This window comes from Ardenticatenales bacterium (assembly GCA_020634515.1).
GTDB lineage: Bacteria > Chloroflexota > Anaerolineae > Promineifilales > Promineifilaceae > JAGVTM01.
Window position 1 is genome coordinate 25,700 of record JACKBL010000009.1, and the last position, 22,143, is coordinate 47,842.

The 22,143-nt window shown below is 61.8% G+C and carries 16 protein-coding genes and 1 riboswitch; of the genes, 11 read left to right on the top strand and 5 right to left on the bottom strand.

What is annotated here, in order from left to right; translation table 11 throughout:
* Window positions 1–113 precede the first annotated feature (113 nt).
* Both gcvP and gcvH read right to left on the bottom strand, forming a co-directional pair.
* Window positions 114–3,014: an aminomethyl-transferring glycine dehydrogenase gene (gcvP, locus tag H6650_20315; protein MCB8954358.1), complete on the bottom strand. Its 2,901-nt coding sequence runs from the start codon at window positions 3,012–3,014 to the stop codon at window positions 114–116.
* Between the two features lie 64 nt (window positions 3,015–3,078).
* Window positions 3,079–3,465, bottom strand: a complete 387-nt coding sequence (gene gcvH, locus H6650_20320; GenBank protein MCB8954359.1) for a glycine cleavage system protein GcvH — start codon at window positions 3,463–3,465, stop codon at window positions 3,079–3,081.
* A 302-nt stretch (window positions 3,466–3,767) separates the two neighbouring features.
* Window positions 3,768–3,930: riboswitch (glycine riboswitch) on the bottom strand.
* A gap of 287 nt (window positions 3,931–4,217) precedes the next feature.
* Here gcvH and greA point away from each other — a divergent pair.
* The 10 genes from greA to H6650_20370 all read left to right on the top strand — a co-directional run bounded on the left by greA (window position 4,218) and on the right by H6650_20370 (window position 15,083).
* On the top strand, window positions 4,218–4,691 hold the full coding sequence (gene greA, locus H6650_20325; GenBank protein ID MCB8954360.1) for a transcription elongation factor GreA: 474 nt from the start codon (window positions 4,218–4,220) through the stop codon (window positions 4,689–4,691).
* A gap of 31 nt (window positions 4,692–4,722) precedes the next feature.
* Window positions 4,723–5,532 carry an LmeA family phospholipid-binding protein gene (locus H6650_20330; protein MCB8954361.1) on the top strand — a complete coding sequence of 270 codons (810 nt, stop codon included), beginning with the start codon at window positions 4,723–4,725 and terminating at the stop codon, window positions 5,530–5,532.
* Window positions 5,533–5,668: 136 nt separating this feature from the next.
* On the top strand, window positions 5,669–7,003 hold the full coding sequence (locus H6650_20335; protein MCB8954362.1) for a hydroxymethylglutaryl-CoA reductase, degradative: 1,335 nt from the start codon (window positions 5,669–5,671) through the stop codon (window positions 7,001–7,003).
* Window positions 7,004–7,015: 12 nt separating this feature from the next.
* Window positions 7,016–8,086 (top strand): hydroxymethylglutaryl-CoA synthase, encoded by a 1,071-nt coding sequence (locus tag H6650_20340; GenBank protein ID MCB8954363.1) that lies wholly within the window; start codon window positions 7,016–7,018, stop codon window positions 8,084–8,086.
* A gap of 71 nt (window positions 8,087–8,157) precedes the next feature.
* On the top strand, window positions 8,158–9,312 hold the full coding sequence (locus H6650_20345; protein MCB8954364.1) for a thiolase domain-containing protein: 1,155 nt from the start codon (window positions 8,158–8,160) through the stop codon (window positions 9,310–9,312).
* A gap of 198 nt (window positions 9,313–9,510) precedes the next feature.
* On the top strand, window positions 9,511–9,912 hold the full coding sequence (locus H6650_20350; protein ID MCB8954365.1) for a Zn-ribbon domain-containing OB-fold protein: 402 nt from the start codon (window positions 9,511–9,513) through the stop codon (window positions 9,910–9,912).
* 246 nt (window positions 9,913–10,158) lie between these two features.
* Entirely contained in the window at window positions 10,159–11,859 is a 1,701-nt protein-coding gene (locus H6650_20355) for an amino acid adenylation domain-containing protein (protein MCB8954366.1), read from the top strand.
* A gap of 35 nt (window positions 11,860–11,894) precedes the next feature.
* Window positions 11,895–13,244 (top strand): hypothetical protein, encoded by a 1,350-nt coding sequence (locus tag H6650_20360; protein MCB8954367.1) that lies wholly within the window; start codon window positions 11,895–11,897, stop codon window positions 13,242–13,244.
* 180 nt (window positions 13,245–13,424) lie between these two features.
* On the top strand, window positions 13,425–14,189 hold the full coding sequence (locus tag H6650_20365) for an enoyl-CoA hydratase/isomerase family protein (GenBank protein MCB8954368.1): 765 nt from the start codon (window positions 13,425–13,427) through the stop codon (window positions 14,187–14,189).
* Between the two features lie 93 nt (window positions 14,190–14,282).
* A complete protein-coding gene (locus H6650_20370; GenBank protein MCB8954369.1) occupies window positions 14,283–15,083 on the top strand; it encodes an inositol monophosphatase in 801 nt (266 codons plus the stop codon).
* Window positions 15,084–15,143: 60 nt separating this feature from the next.
* Here the strand turns inward: H6650_20370 and H6650_20375 are convergent, their stop codons facing one another.
* The 3 genes from H6650_20375 to H6650_20385 form a co-directional block, all read right to left on the bottom strand.
* Window positions 15,144–15,659: a hypothetical protein gene (locus H6650_20375; GenBank protein MCB8954370.1), complete on the bottom strand. Its 516-nt coding sequence runs from the start codon at window positions 15,657–15,659 to the stop codon at window positions 15,144–15,146.
* Window positions 15,660–15,738: 79 nt separating this feature from the next.
* Entirely contained in the window at window positions 15,739–18,537 is a 2,799-nt protein-coding gene (locus H6650_20380; GenBank protein ID MCB8954371.1) for a M23 family metallopeptidase, read from the bottom strand.
* Between the two features lie 83 nt (window positions 18,538–18,620).
* Window positions 18,621–18,827, bottom strand: a complete 207-nt coding sequence (locus H6650_20385) for a hypothetical protein (GenBank protein ID MCB8954372.1) — start codon at window positions 18,825–18,827, stop codon at window positions 18,621–18,623.
* Window positions 18,828–19,124: 297 nt separating this feature from the next.
* Between H6650_20385 and H6650_20390 the strand changes: the two genes are divergently transcribed.
* Entirely contained in the window at window positions 19,125–22,028 is a 2,904-nt protein-coding gene (locus tag H6650_20390; GenBank protein MCB8954373.1) for a tetratricopeptide repeat protein, read from the top strand.
* Window positions 22,029–22,143 lie beyond the last annotated feature (115 nt).

A 22,143-nucleotide genomic window follows, 5' to 3' on the forward strand; every position in this document is an offset into this window, starting at 1 on the left:
AGGGGAGAAGGGGCGCAAAGTTACGATTGTAACCTCTAACCCATGACGAAAATCAGTTGTCGGGGGGCAGGCGCGGCGCGCAACGGCTAAAGCGCGCCGCGCCTGGGGGAATATCAGGCGTATTCTTCCATGGGGATGCAGACACAGAAGAGGTTGCGGTCGCCATAGACGTTGTCAATGCGGCTGACGGCGGGCCAGAATTTGTGTGCGCGCACCCAGGGCGCGGGGAATGCGGCCTGCTCCCGCGAGTAGGGGCGGTCCCAGGCGTCGCCGGCGACGACTTCCGCCGTGTGTGGCGCGCCGGTGAGTGGGTTGTTCTTCGCGTCTAGGTCGCCGTTTTCCACGGCGCGCATCTCGGCGCGAATGGCGATCATTGCTTCGCAGAAGCGGTCTAGTTCGGCCAGTGGTTCGCTTTCGGTTGGCTCAATCATCAATGTGCCGGGCACGGGGAAGGACATGGTGGGGGCGTGGAAGCCGAAGTCCATCAGTCGTTTGGCGACGTCGTCCACGGTGGCGAATTCCTTCAGGTGGCGCAGATCGAGAATGCATTCGTGGGCGACGTAGCCGCTGTCTCCTTTGTAGAGGACGGGGAAGTAGGGGTCGAGGCGGTGGGCGATGTAGTTGGCGTTGAGGATGGCGATTTGGGTGGCTTGGGTCAATCCTGCGCTGCCCATCATGGTGATGTAGGCGTGGGAGATGAGGAGAATGCCGGCACTGCCCCACGGCGCGGCGGAAACAGGACCAATCGCGCGGCTGCCGCCTACGCCTTTGACCAGTGGATGGCCGGGGAGGAAGGGGGCCAGGTGTTCCGTGACGCAGATGGGACCCATCCCCGGTCCGCCGCCGCCATGCGGGATAGAAAATGTCTTGTGCAGGTTGAGGTGGCAGACGTCCGCGCCAAACTCGGCGGGGCGGCAGAGGCCGACGAGCGCGTTCATGTTGGCGCCATCCATGTACACAAGGCCGCCGTTGTCATGTACGACCTGGCAGATTTCCTTGATGGCTGCCTCGAAGACGCCATGCGTGGAGGGATATGTGACCATAAGGGCCGCGAGGTGGTCGCGGTGCCGCGCTGCCTTCTGGCGCAGGTCGTCCACGTCGATGTTGCCATGATCATCGCAGGCGACGACGACCACATCCATGCCGGCCATGACGGCGCTGGCGGGGTTGGTGCCGTGCGCGGAACTGGGGATGAGGCAAATGTGACGATGGTCGTCGCCGTGGGCGTGGTGGTAGGCGCGAATGGTGAGCAAGCCGGTGTATTCGCCCTGTGAACCGGCGTTGGGTTGCAAGGAAACGGCGGCAAAACCGGTGATTTCGCACAGCGCCGCTTCTAGCTGCTTAAACAGTATCTGGTAGCCTTCCGTCTGATCCACGGGCGCGAAGGGGTGCAGTTGGCCGAATTCTGGCCAGGTGACGGGGATCATCTCCGTGGTGGCGTTCAGCTTCATGGTGCAGGAGCCGAGGGGGATCATGGAATGCACCAGGGAGAGGTCGCGGGCTTGCAACTGATGGATGTAGCGCACCATTTCCGTCTCGGAGTGATAGGTGTTGAAGACGGGGTGCGTGAGGAAGTCGGTCTGGCGTTGGAAGGGGGCCGCGTAGTCGATGTCCACGCTGTCGGCGGCGGCTTCCAGGTCAATGGCGGCGGCGTCCGCGCCAAAGACGGCCAGCAGGTCGCGCAAATCTGCTGTGGTCGTCGTTTCGTCCACGGAAATGCCGACGCGGCCGTCTTCGTGGAGGGCGAGGTTGATGCGGTGGGCGAGGGCGGCGGCGGCGATGGCATCCTGGTGGCGGGGGCCGTTGGTGATGGTGAGGGTGTCGAAGATGGGGGCGTGGTTGAGGGTGTAGCCGAGTTGGCGCAGTTGTTGGGCGAGAATGCCGGCAAGTAAGTGAACACGGCGGGCAATGCGCGTCAACCCCTGCGGACCATGATAGACGGCATACATGGAGGCCATCACCGCCAGCAGCACCTGTGCCGTGCAGATGTTGCTGGTGGCCTTGTCGCGGCGGATGTGCTGCTCGCGCGTTTGCAGCGCGAGGCGCAGGGCGGGCTTGCCCTGGGCGTCTACGGAGACGCCGACGAGGCGACCGGGCATGAGGCGTTGGTAGTTTTCCCTGGTGGACATGAAGGCCGCGTGCGGGCCGCCATATCCCATGGGCACGCCAAAACGCTGGCTGCTGCCCACGACCACATCCGCGCCAAACTCTCCGGGCGGGCGCAGCAGCGTCAGCGCCAACAGGTCGGCGGCGACCACGACGAGGGCGTCGTGCGCGTGCGCCTGGGCGCAAAAATCGGCGTAATCGAGTATGTCCCCGTCGCTGGTGGGGTACTGGACGAGCGCGCCGAAGGTGGGTTGGGTGAAATCGTACGTCTCGTGGTCGCCGACGACCACCTCAATGTCCAGGGGGACGGCGCGGGTCTGCACGACGGCGATGGTTTGTGGGTGGCAGCGGTCGGAAACGAAGAAGACGTTGGCGGTGGATTTGCGTGGGCGGGCGCGCAGGCAGAGGGTCATCGCTTCGGCGGCGGCGGTGGCTTCGTCCAGCAGGGAGGCATTGGCGATTTCCAACCCCGTTAGGTCGGTGATCATGGTCTGGAAGTTGAGGAGGGCTTCCAGGCGTCCCTGGGCGATTTCTGGCTGGTAGGGGGTGTACTGCGTGTACCAGCCGGGGTTTTCCAGGATATTGCGCAGGACGACGGGGGGGGTGAGGGTGTTGTAGTAGCCGAGGCCGATGAAGGAGCGGAAAACCTGGTTGCGATTGGCGAGTTGGCGCAGATCGGCGAGGATTTCGGATTCGGAGCGGGGAGCGGGCAGGTCGAGCGCGCCCGTCATGCGGATGGTGGCGGGGACGGCCTGGTTCACCAACGTATCCAGGGTGTCCAGGTGCAGGCGCGCCAGCATGTGGTCTACGTCGGCGGACCTGGGGCCGAGATGGCGGGACATGAAATGGTCAAGCGGCGGCAGGAGGTCGCGGTTGCCGGTTGCTTCCAGTGGGGAATGGGTAGCCATGTGTGGTTCTCCGGTTTGCGGGTGGCGGGTTTGCGAGGCGATTTGCCACTTGCCCCGCGCTCCTCTAATGGCGGGCGTCGCAGTGAGCCTGGTAGGCGGTGGCGTCCATGAGGCCGTCCAGTTCGCCGGGATCGCTGATGTCAATTTGAACCAGCCAGGCGCCATAGGGGTCTGCGTTGAGTTTTTCGGGGGCGTCGATCAGGTCTTCGTTGACGGCGGTGATTGTGCCGGCAATGGGCATGTATAAATCCGATGCCGCTTTCACCGATTCTACGACGCCGAAGGCATCGCCGGCCGCGAACGTATCCCCCTCGGCGGGGAGTTCCAGGTAGACGATGTCGGAGAGGGCGTCCTGGGCGAAGTCGGTGATGCCGATAACGCCGGTGCTGCCGTCAACGCGGACCCATTCGTCATCTTCCGTGTAGAGCAGGTCGGGGAGTATTTTGGTCATGGGGATCTCCTTTGAAAATAGTTGGCGGTTGAGAGTTGGTTGTTGGTCGTGTTGGTGCCTGTTCAGCTTGGAGAAGGAACCAGTCTCAGGTTGTTCGTTCCCACAACACGAGCCTATGGCAAATAAAAAGGACGCAAGCAACCAGAAACACGTTGCTGGCGTCCTCTGTCGTTCGGGGAGGGAGCGGGCAAGGTAGCCATCGGCTACCGCAAAGGCACATCGCATTATTCCCGGGCCTGAGAGATTCACCGCCGCCACAGCGGTTTGCCCCTTCGGCGCTGCCTGGCAGCTTTCCAGAAGTGCCCAACCAAACGGTCCTTTTGCCTGAGAGATTCACCGCGCCACGGCGGCTTGCCCCTTCGGCGGTTGCCTGGCAGGTAGCGAAAAGACACGCCCCTGGCGGCGCTTTAACGGCTGCCAGGGAGGCGGATGCTATTTGCCGCAACGCTCTCCCGATTGATTGTTCAAGTTTATGTGGCTTTGCGAACATTGTACGCGCTTAGGAGTTGCATGGCAAGAGAATGCCGGCAGGCGGGCAGGCGGCAGGCGCGAGAATACGGGAATCGAAACAACGGTTCGTGCAAGGGACCATTCTATGACGTCTTCCGGCGGCTGACTTTGCGCCCAGGTGAGAAGTTGGCGAAAATAACGGGCGGCGACTTGTTGACATGGAAACCTATCTGGTAAACTTCAGGCGTTTGTGGCCGACTGACCGGGCCTGAGATGTGATCAAGAAAATACGGAGCGTGGATATGAGAGATGAAGGTGTCGTTTTCCTGACGGCCAAAGGGTTAGAGGCCATCCGCAAAGAGTTGGCTTATTTGAAAGACGAGAAACGGGCGGAGATTTCCGACCGCCTGCATAAGGCTATCGCCATGGGCGACTTGAGCGAAAATGCGGACTATCATGCGGCGAAGGAAGACCAGGCCTTTATGGAAGGGCGCATCCGTGACCTGGAAGATACGCTGCGCCGGGCACAGGTGATTGAGGCTTCGGGGCCGTCCGACAAAGTGCGCGTGGGCAGCCGCGTGACGATCATGGAATTGGGGTACGACGAGGAAGAAACGTACCACATTGTGGGCGTTCACGAAGCGGACCCGACGAAAGGGTGCATTTCTAACGAGTCCCCGTTTGGGCGGGCGCTATTGGGCGCGAAGGTGGGGCAGACGGTGCGGGTGAACAGTCCCACGGGCGCGCTTTCGCTGAAAGTGCTGCGTATCGCTTGAAGTGAATGGCTGCTGGTAACGAGGCAAGAAGATGACGTTGCAGAAGTCTAAGTTCCTGATTCTGGCGCTGATGGGGTTGTTGTTGCTGCCGGCATTGGCCTGTGGTTCCAGCAGCGCGAAAATCTCTACCCTCTCCCCCGATACGACGGAGAAACTTGATACGGCTGCCGCTACCGCCGCTGCCGGTGCGCAGCAGTTGGGCGACATTGCCGGCACAGCCGCCGCCCAGGTTGCCACTGCCGCCCCCACCCTGCAAGCCTCCGCGCAAGAGATCGTGGAAAACGCTGCCACCAGCATCCCCACCATCATGGCCCAATTGGAAGACGCCGCTCCCACGCTGGAAGCGCAGGCCGCCGCCGTGAGTACGATTATTGCCGGCATGCCCGCGGGCGTGACCATGGACGAGCTGAAGGCGCGCTTTGCCGATGTGCAACTTGACGAAAACGGGACCTTCAGCGTGACCATCACCGACCAGGAATGGAACGCCGCCCTCATGGCCCGCCAGGAAGCGCGCATTGCCGCCAACGACCCGCCCGCCACGCAAGACATTGTTTTTACCTTCTACCCCGACCGCATTGACCTCACGGGCAACGTCGTCAGTCCGATTCAAGGCCCGCTCACGGCCTCTTTTCGCCCGTATATCGCGGATGGGACGTTTCAGTTTGAGATTCTGGCGGCGACGATTAACGATGTAGAAGTGCCCAAGCCGTTGCTGGACCTGGCGGCGGGGTCGGTGCGGGAGACGATTACGGAGTTGATCAGCAGCCTGCCGGATGGTTTACAGTTGACGGATGTGCGGCTAGATGCCGGCACAATGACCATCAACGGACAACGCCCCTGACCCATTCCCCCCAGACATCGCCTATTTAGATAGATTTTGACAGAAAAAAGCGACTATAAAGAACACCGTGCCTGACCGCACGGTGTTCTTTTTTGTCAGGCAGCCGGGTTGCATACACGCTAAAGACAACAGAGAGGTGAAGGAGATAATAGTCACTGTGAAAAAATCATCGCGCCTATCCGGTTTCTACAAACTTTCGCTGGAACAGCGGGTGAATATCGTCGCCGACTGGGCCGGCCTCAGCGACGCCGACAAAACAGTTCTACTGGAGCAAGGACTGACAAACGAGCAGGCCAGCCACATGATCGAAAACACCATCGGCATGCACGCTCTGCCGCTGGGCGTGGCCGTCAACTTTCGCATCAATGGGCGGGACTACCTGGTTCCCATGGCCGTGGAAGAACCCAGCGTGCTGGCCGCCGTCAGCTATGCTGCCAACCTGATCCGCCAGGGCGGCGGCTTCCATACCACGGCCACGGAATCCATCATGATCGGCCAGATTCAGGTACTGGACGTACCCGACCTGGAAGCCGCCCGCCGCCGTATTCTGGCGCAAAAAGAAGCCCTGATGGCGTGCGCCAACGAGAGCAGCGAAAGCATCGTCCGCCGCGGCGGCGGCGCGCGAGACGTGGAAGTGCACCTTTTCCCACAAACGCCCGTCGGACCCATGCTGGTGGTACACCTCCTCTACGACACCCTGGACGCCATGGGCGCGAACGCTATCAACACCGCCGTGGAGACATTGGCCCCGCTGGTGGCCGACCTCAGCGGCGGGCGCACCCATTTACGCATCCTCTCCAACCTGACGGATCGGCGGCTGGCAACCGCCCGCTGCCTCATTCCCGCCGACGCCCTCACAACCAAAGATGGGCAGGATGGCTCCATCGTCGCCCGCCTGGTGGAAGAGGCCAACGCCTTCGCTATTGTTGACCCCTACCGCGCCACCACCCACAACAAAGGTATCATGAACGGCATTGACGCCGTGTGCATTGCCACGGGCAACGACTGGCGCGCCATAGAGGCCGGCGCGCACGCCTACGCCGCCCGCAACGGTCAATATCGCGCTCTTACGGATTGGCACGCCACCGAGGATGGCGACCTCTATGGCGAAATGACGATTCCGCTGGCTGTGGGCATTGTCGGCGGGGCCACAAAGGTCCACCCAACGGCCCAGGTGGCCATGAAGATTCTGAACGTGGCCTCCGCCGCCGAACTGGCGCAGGTGATGGCCTGCGTCGGGCTGGCGCAAAACCTGGCGGCTATCCGCGCTCTGGCGACCACGGGCATCCAACACGGCCACATGCGGCTGCACGCGCGGCAGGTGGCGCTGGCGGTGGGCGCGCCTGGTGAACTGGTAATGCCCATCGCGGAACGATTGGTGCGCGAGGGAAATATCCGTGCGCGGCGGGCGAAAGAAATTTTGCATGAAATGGTTGCCACCTCGGCTAATGGCGTGAAGGCCTTGGCGTAACAGGAAAATACAATGAGTGACTTAGATAAAGGTTTGATGAAGACGGATAAGCCGGTGGGGATTGTGGGGTATGGTGCGTATGTGCCGCGTTTCCGGTTGCCGGCATCTGAAGTGAGCAAGATGTGGACAGGCGGCACGGGCGGCGTTCCCATCAAGGAAAAAGCCGTCAACGGCCTGGATGAAGATGTCGTCAGCATGTCCATCGAAGCGGCGCGCAACGCCCTCAACCGGGCGCAAATTGATCCGCAGCTCATCCGCGCCGTCTGGGTCGGCAGCGAGAGCCACCCCTACGCCGTCAAACCGACCAGCACTATCGTCGCCGAGGCGATTGGGGCCGTGCCCCACACGCAGGCGGCGGATTGGGAATTTGCCTGCAAAGCGGGCACGGAAGCGATGCAGGCCGCCATCGGTTTCGTTGGCTCCGGCATGGCTCGCTACGCCCTGAGCATTGGCATGGACACCGCGCAGGGTCGCCCCGGAGACGCGCTGGAGTATACGGCGGCGGCGGGCGGCGCGGCCATGCTCATTGGACCCGCCGATGAAGCGGCGGCCATCATTGAAGGCTCCTACTCCTTCGTCACGGATACCCCGGACTTCTGGCGGCGGGCGCACGCCAACTATCCTTCCCACGGCGACCGCTTCACGGGCGAACCCGCTTACTTCAAGCACATTATGGGCGCGGCGGAAGCGCTGCTGGAGGGCCTGGAGCGCAAGTCCGACGATTACCAGTGGGCCGTTTTCCATCAGCCAAACGCCAAATTCCCGGAGCGCGTGGCGGAGATGCTTGGCTTTAGCCAAGAACAAATCAAGCCTGGCCTGCTCAGCCCGCGCATCGGCAATACCTATGCCGGTTCCGCCGTTATCGGTCTCACGGCTACCCTGGACGTGGCCCAGCCGGGCGACCTGATCTTGATGGTCAGCTATGGTTCCGGGGCCGGCTCCGATGCCTTTTCCTTCCGCGTCACGGACCGCATCCTGGAGATGCGCGACCGTGCCCCCAAGACGGAAGATTACATTGCCCGCCGCCAGATCATTGATTACGCTACCTACACGCGCTATCGTGACAAGCTAAAAATGGCGTAGAGCCGTTTCCCCGACGCAGCGCACCACATCGGACCAACCGCCAACTATCAACCATCAACTGACGAACCACTATGAGCAACGTATCCATTATCGGTATTGGACAAACAGACGTGCGCGAGCATTGGGACACGTCGCTGCGCCATCTGGCGTGGTATGCGATTGAGGCGGCGCTGGATGATGCGGCGACGACGGATATTGACGCGATTTATGTGGGCAATATGCTGTCGGGCAGCCTGAGTGGGCAGGAGCATTTGGGGGCGTTGATTGCGGATTTTGCCGGCATGCGCGGGCGCGAAGCCATCACCATAGAAGCAGCGGACGCCTCCGGCGCGGCGGCATTGCGCCAGGCCGTCCTGGCCGTGGAAAGCGGCCTCATCCGCACCGCTCTTGTCGTCGGCGTGGAAAAAATGACCGACCAGACGGGCAGCGCCGTGGGCAAAGCCCTGGCAACCACCCTGGACCAGGATTACGAAGCTACCCAGGGAGCCACCCCCGCCGCCCTCGCCGCCCTCATGATGCGCCGCTACATGCACACCTATGGCGTGGATGTGGCCGATTTTGCCGGTTTCAGCGTCAACGCGCACAGGAATGGAGCGAGCAACCCGCGCGCCCTCTTCCGAAACCAGCTTGAGGCGGAGCGATTCGCCTCCGGGCCATTGGTGGCCTCGCCTGTGACCCTCTTTGACCAGGCACCCCTGGCGGACGGAGCCGCCGCCGTCATTCTAACCAACCAGGAGCGGGCGATGGATATGGTCCCGCAACCTGTGAAAATTGCCGGCAGCGCCCTCGCCACCGACACCCTCGCCCTCCACGACCGCCGCGACATCCTCTGGCTCTCCGCCGCGCAGCGCAGCGCCGAAAAAGCATTGGCCAAAGCCAACCTGACCCCCGCCGATGTAGACTTCTTTGAACTGCACGACGCCTACACCATCCTCTCCGTCCTTGCCCTGGAATCATGCGGATTCGCCTCGCGCGGCCAGGGCTGGCAGTTGGCCCGCGACGGCCAGATCGCCCGCGATGGCGTGCTGCCCATCAGCACCTTTGGTGGCCTGAAGGCGCGTGGTCATGCCGGCGGGGCCACCGGCGTCTACCAGGCGGTAGAAGCGGCCCTGCAACTGCGCGGGCAGGCAGGCGATTGCCAGGTTCCCCACGCCCGTGTTGGCCTGACGCAAAACCTGGGCGGCAGCGGCGCCACTGCCGTCACCCACGTCTTCACCATTGACTGACACACTGCTTCCCCCATTCCCCTGTCTCATTCCCAAAATGGCCGATCGCCGCGCAAATCATCTTCTCTGATAGTTTTTGAGAGTCTTTTTGCGGTGATGAAAGTTTCTGAAAGGATGGATGTGCATAATACAACCATGTAGGATGCAGCAGAACATCATCTGATTCTGGTCATCAGTAGATTCAGGAGTAATCAAACAATGGAAGTTTCACGTCATTGGCGTCTAAAAACACAACGATACAGCCTGGTGGGCGAAGTCTGCCCTAGCTGTGGGGTCAAGCTCTTCCCCCCGCGCGATGTTTGCCTGGAATGCGAAGCGCCCGCCAAAGAGCTGTTTACCTTTACGGGTCTCGGCGAGGTCTTCTCTTACACGACCATTTACGATGCTCCCGCGGGCTTTGAGCGCTACGCCCCCTACACAGTTGCCCTGGTGAAACTGGCGGAAGGGCCGCTGGTGACGGCGCAATTGACGGATATTGCCCCAGAGGATGTGCAGATGGGCATGCCCGTGGAAATGGTGACGCGCAAACTGACCGAAGATGGCCCCGAAGGAATGATTGTTTACGGTTATAAATTCCGCCCCACCGGCCTCATGGCCTGACGAAACACCTCCTTACCTGTGTTTGATGAAGGCTGGCCCCGCATAGGGTCAGCCTTTTTTGTTTCCTCCGCTGAGCCAATTCTCAACAATAGAAAACAGAGTGCCGACAACGGGTAATATCTCCGTAATTTTCCCTTAAGCCGACTGCAAGGTGTCTTGGGCAGACTACTGCTATCAAACAAAGCAGTCTGTATGCGCGCAGACGCACCATTGGTGCGGCGCGCCTCCCAAGCAAGGAGAATTATCATGTTTGTTGTGCCTCAGCCTCTTTATGATACCTGGTCTGCATACGCGCCTCAAACGCCGCGCCAACGCCTGCCGTTGCGCCCGAATACATCCCCCCATCGCTTAACCTTCGTAAAAAATGCCATCAACGGCCTGTCTCCGATTGATCAGGTGCTGTTTGAGCGTTTTGGGCAGGGAGCGATTGTGCCCCTGCCGTATGATTGCATCCATCATGCCTTCGAGGCCCACGCCGGCGCGGACCCGCACGCCGTGGCCGTGCAGCACCTGGAGGAAACCATCACCTATGGGGAGTTGGACCGCCAGGCGAACCGGTTGGCGGCGCGGCTGGCGCAGCTTGGCGTGCGTCCGGGGGACAATGTGGCCCTGTTCTTGCAGCGTTCTCTCCCCATGGTGGTGGGCATCATGGCGACCTTGAAGGCGGGCGCGGCTTATGCGCCGCAGCATGTGGGCGTGGCGCCGGAGTCGCATCTTAGCTATGTGTTGGCGACGGCGGGGATCAAGGTGATTCTGACGCTTTCCCATTTGCGCCATCTGATTCCGGTGCCGGAGGGGTGTGTTTGCCTGGCGGTAGATGAGATGATGCAAGAGCCGTTTGTGGATGATCGGGCGTATGTGGCTCCATTTGTGCCGGCATTTCCTCCCAGCCGCGACCATACGTGTTTCATCATCTTCACGTCAGGGACAACGGGAATGCCGAATGGCGTGCGGGTGACACATGGAAATGCCGGCAACATCCTCCTCACCGCACCGGGAAACCTGGGCATGCGTCCCGGCGTCAAAGTAGGACAAATCCTGAGCATCGCCTTCGACATGGCCGCCTGGGAAATCCTCGGCAGCCTTTCCAACGGCGCCACCCTCATCATTCGCGGCCAAGACTTCATGGAAACAGCCCGGCAAGTAGACGTAATTATCTCCACCCCCTCCATCCTCAGCACCTTCGACGCCGACCAATGCACCAACGTCAAAGTCGTAGCCGTAGCCGGCGAACCGTGCCCGCGTCCGCTGGCCGACAAATGGACCTCGTTCTGCACCTTCTACAACGCCTGCGGTCCCACGGAAACAACCATCGTGAACACCATGCAGGATTATCAACCATGGAACGAGCGGCTGACGATCGGCAAACCCACCCCGAACAATACCGTCTACATCCTCGACGAAAACATGAAACCTTGCCCCATCGGCGAAGTGGGCGAGATGTGGGCGGGCGGCGCGTGCGTCTCCGCCGGCTACATCGGCAACGAGGAATTGACCCGCGCGCGATACCGGCCAGACCCGTTTCTCGGCGACGGTCACGTCATGTTCCGCACGCGCGACCTGGGCCGCTGGACGCCCGATGGAGAACTGGAACACCTGGGGCGCACGGATGATCAGGTGAAAATTCGCGGTTTTCGCGTAGAACTGGATTCCGTGTCCGCTGCCCTCGAATCCGTCCCCTCCTGCAAGCGGGCGGCGACGCTGAAACTGGACAACCGCAACCTGGTAGGGTTCGTATCTCCGCGCACGGTGGACGTGGAGGCCGCGCGCCAGGCGGTGGCCGCTACACTGCCTTACTACTGCACGCCCAAATTTGTGCTGGCGCTGGATGAACTCCCCCTCACCAGCCGGGGCAAAATTGACAAGCGGGCACTGATGCGGTTGGCCGCCGCGTATGATGAAGCGATGCAAGAACAAGAAGAATGGCTGGAGGTGACGCCATGCTAAAAACGGCAACGAATGTGGAATTCCCCCGTCAACGGATGAAAACACCCATTCCCGCGCAAGCGGAGGAGAAAGGTCTCCCGCCGCGGCAGGGCTTGTGGAACCGTATCAGCCGGCGTCCTGAGTTGATGCACTACAATCGCCTGATTGCCCTGGTCGCCCTGGTCAATCTGACCGTCCTGGGATTGGGGCTGGTCCGAGGCGGCTGGTGGGCAAGCGGGCAGTTGCCCTTGCGGATGTTGTCCAACCTGGTGCTGGCAAATCTCTCGCTGGCCATTCTCATCCGGCAGCAGGTCGTGATCAATCTGCTGTTCAAGCTGGCGACGAGCGCGCCCACGCACTGGCCGTTGTCAATTCGCTGGATTTTGGGCAAGGTGTACCATTTTGGCGGCCTGCATGTCGGTGGTGCCGTGGTGGGGACGCTCTGGTTTGCGGGATTTGTGGGGGCGCTGACGGTGGCGTTGGCGCGGGGGCTGCCCGGCGTGTCGCCGGTGACGGTGGTGGTGACGTACGGGCTGCTGCTGGTGTTGGTGCTGATGGTGGTGATGGCGATGCCTTCCATTCGCGCCCGTTACCACAATCAGTTTGAACTCTCGCACCGGTTGGGCGGCTGGACGGCTCTGGCGCTTTTCTGGACGCAGAGCCTCCTGTTCATCAATGATCAGCGCGGGGCGGTCTCCTTCGGCAGCGCCCTGCTCGTCTCGCCGACTTTCTGGATGCTCCTCGTCCTCACGGTGAGCATTGCGCTCCCGTGGCTGCGGCTGCGTAAGGTTCCCGTACAGATGGAAACGCCCTCTTCCCATGTGGCGCTGGCGCGCTTCAACTACGGCGTGACGCCGTTCGCGGGGTCGTCTACGACCATTAGCCGTAGTCCGCTTAAGGAGTGGCACGCTTTTGCCAATGTGCCGGCACCGGGCCAGGAAGGATTCCGCCTCACTATCTCCCGCGCCGGGGATTGGACGGGGGATTTGATAGATGATGTGCCTTCGCATGTGTGGGTGAAGGGGATTCCGACGGCGGGCGTGGGAAATATCGATCGGTTATTTAAGCGGGTGGTGTGGGTGGCGACGGGCAGCGGCATTGGTCCTTGTTTACCGCACTTGTTGGCCGGAGAAGTGCCGGCATCTCTCGTCTGGTCAACGCGCACACCCCGGGAAACCTATGGCGACGCCCTCGTAGACGAAATCCTCTCCGCACAACCCGACGCCCTCATCTGGGACACCAACGAGCATGGCCGCCCCGACCTCGTCAAACTCGCCTACGACGCCTACAAAGCATTCGACGCCGAAGCCGTCATCTGCATCTCCAACAAGAAACTCACCTGGCAAGTCGTCTACGGCCTGGAAAGCCGCGGCATTCCCGCCTACGGGGCTATCTGGGACTCTTGATGGCTTATCACAGATGACGCAGATGACGCAGATTGAGGGATAGTCTCATGTCCCCTAACTATCTACTGACCCTTGTTTCAGAACGAGGACAAAACTTATCACAGTTGACGCGGATGACGCTGATTGAGGGGTAGTTTCACGTCCTCAACTATCTATTGACCCCTGTTCCAGGAGGAAACTATGACTATTCAGATCGAACGCCAGGGGCGCGTTGTAATCGTGCGGTTGAATCGGCCCCAGGTATTGAACGCGCTGAACGCGGAAGTGATGCGGGAAATGGTCGCCGCCATGCAGCCGCTGGACCGCGACCCGGAGGTGGGCTGCTTCGTCATCACCGGCAACGAACGCGCTTTCGCCGCCGGCGCGGACATCAAAGAACTGGCCGCCAAATCCTACATGGAGATGTTCCACGAAGATTTCTTCGCCGGCTGGGACGCCTTCACCACCCTGCGCACGCCGAAGATCGCCGCTGTAGCCGGCTACGCCCTGGGGGGCGGCTGCGAGCTGGCCATGATGTGCGACATGATTTACGCGGCGGACACGGCCAAATTCGGTCAGCCGGAAATCAAACTGGGTCTTATACCCGGCATGGGCGGCTCGCAGCGGCTGACGAAACTGGTGGGCAAGGCGAAGGCCATGGACATGCTGCTCACGGGGCGCATGATGGGGGCGGAGGAAGCGGAGCGCGCCGGGCTGGTGGCCCGCGTCATCCCCGCCGACAAATTGCTGGACGAGACGCTGGCGGCGGCGCAAACGATTGCCGCCTACGGTAAAACGGCGGCCATCTTTGCCCGCGAAGCCGTGGAACGCGCCCTGGAGTCAGGTTTACGCGAAGGACTTCTGTTTGAGCGACGCACATATTACGCGCTGTGGGCCACCGCGGACGCCCACGAAGGGATGCAGGCTTTCCTGGAAAAGCGCCCGCCCCAATTTATGGGGCGATGAGCAAATGTGTTAAGCTATGGCGGTTGGAGATTCCAGGAATGGCGTTCCTTGCAGGAATGCCATTTCGCACGCTATTGGAGGAAACCGCCGTTTATGGATGCACAAGAAATACTTGCCGTAGCCGTGGAGATTGCCCGCGAGGCGGGAGCCTATTTGCTCACGGGCTTCCTACAGCCGAAGCAGGTCCAGACCAAAACCAGCGGCGTCGATTGGGTGACGGAATATGACACCACCGCCGAAACGATGATTGTGGCGCGGCTGCGGCGTGCTTTTCCCGATCACGGCATCGTAGCCGAAGAAGGGAACGACCACGCCACGCGCGGCGACTATCACTGGTACGTTGACCCGCTGGACGGCACCGTCAACTATGCCCACAGCTTCCCCCATTTCTGCGTCTCGCTGGCGCTGGCGCGCGGGGACCAGCCTGTGCTGGGCGTCATCTACGACCCCACGCGGGACGAATGCTTTACGGCCATCGCCGGGCAAGGCGCGTTTTTGACGCAGGGCGACAACGCGCGCCGTCTGGCGGTGACGGCGGAGACGGCGCTGGGGCGCAGCCTGCTGGCGACGGGCTTTCCTTACGACCGGCAGACAAGCGCGTTAGACAATGTGGAGCAGACGCGGGCGTTCCTGAAACGGGCGCACGGCGTGCGGCGCGCGGGGGCGGCGGCGCTGGATACGGCCTACGTGGCCGCCGGGCGGCTGGATGGGTACTGGGAGTTTAAGCTGCACAGTTGGGATGTGGCGGCGGGGGCGCTGCTGGTGCGGGAGGCGGGCGGCGCGGCCATGATGATGGATGGCCGCCCGTTTGCGCTGGCGGATGGGCCGATGTCCGTGGTGATGAGCAATGGGCGCATCCAGCAGCAGATGCTGGATGTGTTGAGCGGCTTGTAAGCGGAGAAACCGGAGAAACCGGGTTTTTATCAAAAACCCGGTTTCTTGGTTACGGGTTGTTCAGGCGGGGGCAAGTTGGGGGGGCTTTTCCGTTTCGGCCAGCTCGAAGTAGGTTTCGATCAGCTTGATGCTGTTTTGGGCGGCGGTGTTGATGCTTTTGGCGGCGTCGCCGATGGTCTCACGCCGGTCGGCGTCCGTTTGCAGTAGTCGCAGGGCCATTTGCGCCTGGAAGCTGTTGAAAGCGATGGTGATCTGGCCCATATCGCCCATGAGGTTTTGCAGGCGGGAGACGGGGCGGAGGAGGAAGAGGAGGAAGATGTCCCCAATGCCAAAGCCGGCGGCGATGATGGATTTCATTTCGGTGATCTGGCCGCGGTAGGCGCTTAATGCCGGCACGCTCAGCAACCCCACGCCCACCACAAACATCATCACCGACAGCACCACAATCGTGTAGTAAGTGATGCCAAACTTCACGCGCAGCCGCCGCACCTCGTTGCGGCCATCCTGCAAATTGCCAAAAAGATAGTCAATCAACGCATTGTTGGCGGATTCGATTTTGGTCGTGTCAATGTTCATCAGGTTTCTCCAGGGGGGATAGGGGTAGGACTGCGAAGAAACCGGGTTTTTGTCAAAAACCCGGTTTCTTCTTGACGTATTAGCGCGCACCGACGACTTCGGCGATGCCCCGGCTTTGGCCGTTTGCCACCCAGACCTCATCCGCGAACTGCGGGTTGCTGGCGGAGGCCACGAAGTAGGTGACGCCCTGCACGGTAGGCCGCTGCCGCAGTTGTTGCCAGAAGTTGACGTACTCGGCGGCTTTGGCGGGGAGCGTGACGGTGTTTTTGTTGTTGGAAGCCTCCGTCACCCAGACGAGTTTTTGCGCCATGTTGTGCGTGGAGAGGTAGCTGAGGTAACCATCCAGCACGGTGAGGGCCGTGTCCATGGGGTAGTCCATAGCCCAGTAGATGTGCGCGGCGAAGCCATCGGCGGCCTGCACGGCGGCGCGGCTTTCCTCCAGGAAGGAGGTGGCGTTGCGGCGCACGTTGTTCACCGTGCCGCCGGGCGACAGCCCTGGATAAAGGAAGCGCACGCCGGGCAGCGCGGCGCGGTAGCGGTTGAGGACGTCGAGGAACCAGGCGGCGAACGCCTGCCCGTCGGTCCAGGTGCTGCCCAGCCCTTCGATGAAGAGGTTGGGTTCGTTGTGCAACTCGACGACTGCATTTTTGCCGGCAAGCACGTCCAATGCGCGGCGTGTATCGGGGAGCGTGTCAGTCACGAACTGCTGTGGGGAGATGTTCCGACCGCCGAAGTCGAGGAATGCGCGCACGATCCAGCGGGCCGCGGGTCGCGCCGCCATCAGGTCGCGGATGCTTTGTGGGTCCAGATTGGAAAGGATCTTCACCAGGTCCACGCGCGCCGTACTGAACACGTCCGCCTCACCGGGGGCGATGCGCGGGTCGGCGGTGGCGTGCAGGCCAAACAGCGCCTGGCCGTTCACGGGCTGTACAATCGCGCCCGCGCCCACGCGCCGCCCTTCACGAATGAAAGGCAGTGGGTCCACCACGTCCGGTTCGACGTAGCCGGGTAGCCCGTGGCCGATATGCTGCAAGTTCAGGTGCAGATGGATGCCGGTGGAGTTGCCCGTTGTGCCGGCAACGCCAATGGGCTGCCCGATGGCCACGGTTTGCCCTACGTTCACGTCAATCTCGGAAAGATGGCCGTACCAGGTGAAGTAGGTCTGACCGTTGGGCCAGTCGTGTCGGATGACGATGAAGTGACCGTAGCCGGTGTTGCGCCGTTCTACGCGGGTGACGATGCCGCTCTGGGCGGCGAGGACGTTGACGGGCTGGCCGCCGACGGTGGCTGCCAGGTCTACGCCTTCGTGCCGGTCGTCGAAGATGCCGTCCTTGTCGTAATCGCGGGGGTCGTTGAAGCGGGAGGTGACGAAGAGGGCGCGATCTACGGGTAGGGCCAGCCAGAATTCTTCGACGAGATTGGCGATTTCCTTGAAGGTGACGACGCTGCCGGGGTAGTTTTGCCGGTAGAACTGGATGAAGTTGGCCTGCTCGGCGGGCGGGCAGCCGTATACTTCGATGGTGCGGCGGGTGAGGTCACCAATGCCGGCATCGTCCATACTCCAACCCGTCGTCCGCCGCTGCACCATCCCCATCTCAAACACTTGCAGCGCCTGGTCATTGCTGACGCTGTCGTGTAGCAGTTGGTAGGTGCGCGTGTATTGCACGCGAGGCCGACCGCGACAATCGGAGGGCTGGGGCGAGGTGGAGAAGGTGACGGCCATGCCCACTTCGCCGGGAACGGGACGGAAGGTGACGGTGACGCCGGGATAGTGGGTTTCGTACCAGTCCACTATCTCTTGCCAGTCGGCCTGGGGCGCGCCGAAGATTTCTACGCGGCGGTCATCCAGGTCGCCAATGCCGGCATCATCAAAACTCCAACCCACCGTCCGCTTATCCCCCAGGCTGGCCTGGAAAACGGCGCGCGCCTGGGCGGGCGTGAGGCTGTCGTGCAATATCTGGTAGGTGCGCGCATATTGCAGACGTGGCTGGCCGGAGCAAACCGCGGGCGGCACATCATCCCACCTGTCGCTGAGGGCATAACCCGTCAGCGGCGCGATCAACTTCTGTGCCTTGTTGGCGATGTCGCTGTAGCCGTGCCCCAGGTACCAGATAGCCGCGCCCAACACCTGCGGATGCGGCTGGTAGATTTTGGCCGCTTCCTTCAAGTGCGCCATCGCCAGTTCGGGGGTGGGAACATGGTTGTACACCCAGCCCCATTCGGTGATCAGGACGCACGGGCGGGCGATGTTGGCCTGGTCGCACACGTCGAACAACTGCTGGAAGCGCCCGATGAGTGACCCGTTGCCCGCGAGGATGTTGCCGGCATCCAGGCTATACTCATGCAGCGCCACGGCCACCTGATCCGGATGCTGTGCGCAAAGCTGCAAGTAAGCCTGCCAGCCGGGCGTCTGCCAGTCGGTCGGCTCTGGCTCGCCCGTGGACCAACCCGGACCGGCCACCTTGTAGCCATTCGCCAGCGCCAACTGGGCAATCGCCGTCATAAACTGGCCGATCCAATCGGCCCGATTCTTGTCCGGCTCGTTAATCACCTCCAGCCAGACGTGTTCCTTGTCATTGTTTGCCACGAATTCCGGCGGTAGGGCGTCCACAATTCGCTGCCAATGCTCGGCGGCGGCCTGCGCCGGAGACAAATTGTAGTTGGGCAGCTCAAACGCGCCGCCGCTGCGCCGAAAGACGATCACGTGCGGCACGCCGCTTTGCTGCCGTAGCGCCGCCAGTTCGCGGCAGACGCCATAGTCGTCTACCGACTTCAGCACGGCAGGCCGCCCCGCCGTGTCCAACTGCTGAAAATAGTCGCCGATGCCCTGGCGGTTGCCGCCTGCGCCTGCGTGAAAACCAAACATGCAGTAACCCATGATGTTTTTACTCCTCAGTAATGGTGACAATCAACAATAAACAGATGACGAACAACGGGAAATAGGGGAAGCGGAAAAGGTTCTTACTGGGCATCATCGCTGAGCATTTGTCCTCCTTGTTCGTTTTGCAGATAGGAAATCAACTGGTCCAGGTTTTGGAATCCGTGGCGCACGTTTGTGCCGGCATCTTCCAAACTAAAACGAAGCACGGACGCCGCCTGGCTTGGTCCGCCGCGCTCCTTCCAAATGCGCAGCACAAAAGACCGATAAGTGAGAGATTGACTGTTCATAGAAACCTCTGAGAAAAACAGTTGTCAGTTGGATGTTGTCAGTTGATAGGGCAGGAGTTGCTGGACATTGTGACCGCCCTCCTTATAATGGAATGAGAAGGTTGCGCTTTCTGTCCGATTCCATCATCTCTGCGGATTGGTTCATTCTTGGAGAACAAACCAATCTTGGGGAGAACTGATTTCAGGACGCTCACTTAACTGTCCTCATCTTATCGCCCCATCGTTTGGCTATCGCTGATCTATCGTTAAAACAGAAACGGGGAATAGCAATTACGGATTAATTGATTCAAAAGCTTTATGGCAATGCTCGAACTGGCCCTGTTGGGGAAACCCACCATCACCCTGGACGGCCTGCCCGTGCCGGACCTGGTGTCCAACAAGGCGCAGGCGCTCCTCTTCTACCTGGCCGTGACGGCGCAGTCCCACTCGCGCCAACGGCTGGCGGGTCTCCTCTGGGGGGAGATGGATGAGGAGCGGGCGCGGCGAAACCTGCGCGTAGCCCTCACCAAGCTGCGCCCACTGGCGGACGATTTCCTGCTGGTGCGGCGGCACAGCCTGGCCTTCAACCACGAGAGCGATTGCGTGCTGGACGTGACCCATTTCCAGGATTGCTTGCAGCGCCCGCAGCCAACCGTGGCCCAGTTGACGGAAGCGGCGGCGCTGTATCGGGGGGAGTTTCTGGAGGATTTCCACCTGCGCGACGCGCTGCTGTTTGAGGAGTGGATGGTGGCGCAGCGGGAACGGCTGCATCAGATGGCTTTGCGCGCCCTCTATCGCCTGGCGACGCATCACGCGCAGCAGCGGGAGTATCAGGCGGGCATCAAGCACCTGCGCCGGCTGCTGGCGCTGGAGCCGTGGTTGGAGGAGGCCCACCGCGAGTTGATGCGCTTGCTGGCGCTTACGGGGCAGCGTAGCCTGGCGCTGGCGCAGTATGAACTGTGCCAGGAGATGTTGGCGGCGGAGTTGGGTGTGGAGCCGGGCGCGGAGACGGCGGCGTTGTATGCGCGGATTCTGGCGGGGGAACTGGAGCCGGAAGCGGACTCGGGGGCGGTGCTGCCAATTACGCCCTCGCCGCCCGCGGCGCCGTTCCAGGCTCCGCGCCAGGTGGCGCATTTTGTGGGGCGGCAGCAGGAGCAGTCGCTGCTGCCGGCATTGCTGACGACGACGCGCCGGCGGGTGGAGGGGCCGCGGGTGGTGGCGTTGGTGGGCATGGGGGGCGTGGGGAAGACGGCGCTGGCGGTGCAGGTGGCGCACGAGTTGCGGGAGGATTTTGTGGATGGGGTGCTGTGGGCAAATGCCGGCACGAGCAACCCTCTGGCGATCATGGAAAGTTGGGCACAGGCCTATGGCGCGGACCTCACCCGCTTCAGCGACCATGACAGCCGCGCCGCCGCGCTGCGTGGCCTCCTGGCGCAAAAAAACGCCCTCATCGTCCTTGACAACGTGCAGACAACGCAGGTGGACAGCCTCTTCCCCGGTGATGGCGCCTGCGCCGTCCTCCTCACCACGCGCAACATGGAGGTCGCCCGCGCGCTTGCCGGCACGGTCCTTACCCTCGACGTGCTGCATCCGGCAAATTGCCGGCAACTCCTCGCCCGCATCCTCGGCGAAAAACGAGTCCTGCAGGAAGTCGAAGCCGCCGACGAAATCTGCGCCCTTTTGCAGCAACTCCCCCTGGCCGTGGAAATCGCCGCACAACGCCTCGCTTCCCGCTCGCGTCAATCCCTGCTCAGCATGGCCGCCCGCCTGCGCGACGCGCAAAACCGCCTCGGGCTGCAAATCATTGACCGTGCCGTGCGCGCCTCTTTCGACGTCAGTTGGGATACGCTAGAAGCCCCCTTGCGCGCCACGTTTGCCGGATTGGGCCTCTTTGGTGGGCGCACGTTCACCGCCGCCGCCGTGGCCGCCCTCATAGACAGCGACCTGCCCACCGCCGAAGATGCTCTGTTCTCGTTGGCCGCGCTTTCGCTCGTCACCGAAGAGGGGGCGGACCGCTACCGCATGCATCCGCTGTTGGCTGATTTTGCGCGGGAGAAGTTAAATGCCGGCATGGAACAAAACAAACACCGAGCCGCGCGGCTGGTCAACTATTACCTGACATTCGCCCAGACGCAGCATCGGACTTTTGCCGCCCTGCAACCCGAATGGGAAAATCTGCTGGCCGCGGTCCGGCTGGCACATCAACAAGCGCTATGGACCCAGGTAGTGGCGCTCACGGAGGCGCTCACGCCTGCCTGGTTTGCCCGCGGCCGTTTCTACGAGGCACGCCAGGCATATCACTGGGCGGACGAAGCCACCGCCCATTTAGCGGACGAAGCCACCGCCGCCCGCATCTGGCTCCAATGGGGGCGGGCCTGCCTGCGCCAGGGAGATTATGACGAAGCCCAGAGCCACCTGGAACGTGGCTGCGCCCGGTTCGTCGCCGGCGGAGACATCCACAGCGCGTCTCTGGCTCAATATGAGTTGGCGGACATTGCCCGCGAGCAAGGGGACCTGCCCCGCGCACGCGCCCTCACGCAGGAGAGCCTGCGCGTCTGGCAGGACGCGGAAGCGGAAACGGTGGAACTGGCGGCCATACTCTACAAACTGGCGGACATTGATTACGCGGCGGGCCGACACGAGACGGCGCGGCAGGCGGCGCGCCGGGCGTTGGCAATCTGCGAGGCGCTAGGAGACCAGCCGTGGCGCGTGAAGGCGCTGCAATTGCTGGCGGCCATTGCCATCACCTTGCGCGAATATGATCAAGCAGAGGCACACTGCCGCGGCGCAATGGCCTTGTGCGAAGCATTGGGTGATCAGCGCGGATTGGCGTTTATTCTCTACAATCTGGCAACCGTGTATCAGCGACGGGGCGACGATCCGGCGCAGGCGCGCCGGCACGCGGAGGAAGCATTGAACTATTTTGAGGCGATGGGGGACAGGCGGGCGCAGGCGCAGGTGCTGCGCACGCTGTGCCAGCTTGATGCCGACTTGGGGGATTATGCGGCAGCGCTGACAAAGGCGGAGCGCAGCCTGGCGTTGTGCGAAGCGTTAGGGGACGTGTGGGGGCAAGTCTTCTTGTTGGCGCAGTTGGGGGATTTGCGGCAGGCGATAGGGCAAGTCAAGCCCGCGTGGACCTATTGGCGGCAGGCGCTCACGCTGGCCGCCGACCGCGACCATCCGCTAACGCCATCGCTGCAAGCGCGCCTGGCGCAAACATAAGGGTGCATCCGTTTATGAGGGCTTCGCTCAGGAATTGACGGATGCGCTTGCCGGGTTCTTCTGTATCAGAACCGCCAAAGTTAATTCCGAGCGACCCCTATGTGGCGCGCCAGGC